Source organism: Streptomyces recifensis (assembly GCF_002154615.1).
GTDB lineage: Bacteria > Actinomycetota > Actinomycetes > Streptomycetales > Streptomycetaceae > Streptomyces > Streptomyces griseoluteus.
In genome coordinates this window covers 1-862 of record NZ_MUNH01000677.1, presented here as the reverse complement: position 1 = coordinate 862, position 862 = coordinate 1, and the positions used below count along the sequence as shown (strand labels likewise).

Below are 862 nucleotides of genomic sequence, written 5' to 3'. Positions count from 1 at the left end.
TGGGTGGGGATGCTCGGGTTCACCCTGCTGGGGATCGGGCTGTGCGTGCTGGTGCCGCAGACGTTCGCGGCGGCGGGGCGGCACGCTTTTGAAGGGCACGGTCCCGGGGCGTCGGACGCGGCGGTGGCGCGGCTCAACATCTTCAACTACGTCGGTTTCCTGATCGGTTCGCCGTTGGTGGGGGCGCTCGGGGACGCCTGGAGCTACCGGGGCGCGATGCTCGTACCGATGGCACTCGTGCTGGTGACGACGGTGTACGCCCGGTCGTTCGCGTCCGGGGGCGACCGATACGGTGGCGGGCATGAGCGGCCGCGCACAGTTGATGTGGGACGAGGCAGTAACGGGCTATGACTTCGGTCCGGACCATCCGATGGCTCCGGTGCGGCTGGAGCTGACCCGGAAGCTGGTGGCGGCCCTCCGCCTGGACCGGGAGCTGGAGATCGTCGCGGCCAAGCCGGCCGGGGAGTCGACGCTGCGGCTGGTGCACCGGGAGGACTACATCGACGCGGTGCGGACCGCGTCGGCGGACCCGCGCGCGGCGGACGGGTCGTACGGTCTCGGGACGGTCGACGATCCGGCGTTCGCCGGGATGCACGAGGTGTCCGCGCTGATCGCGGGCCAGTCGGTGGCGGCGGCCGAGGCGGTGTGGCGGGGGGACGCCGACCACGCCGTGAACTTCGCGGGCGGGCTGCACCACGCGATGCCGGGCGGGGCGTCCGGGTTCTGTGTGTACAACGACGCCGCGCTGGCCATCGCCCGGCTGCTGGAGCTGGGCGTGGAGCGGGTCGCCTATGTGGACGTGGACGTGCATCACGGGGACGGGGTGCAGGCGGCGTTCTGGGAGGACCCCAGGGTGCTGACC

Annotated in this window: 1 protein-coding gene and 1 pseudogene; both read left to right on the top strand. The window is 72.2% G+C overall.

Features of this window, described 5'->3' with window-relative positions; all coding sequences use genetic code 11:
• Positions 1 to 351 (top strand): annotated as a pseudogene (locus CCN33_RS28305) (MFS transporter); the annotation flags it as partial.
• On the top strand, positions 302 to 862 hold a 561-nt coding region (locus CCN33_RS28300), incomplete at its 3' end, for an arginase family protein (protein WP_483027259.1). The pseudogene CCN33_RS28305 and the gene CCN33_RS28300, both read left to right, overlap by 50 nt.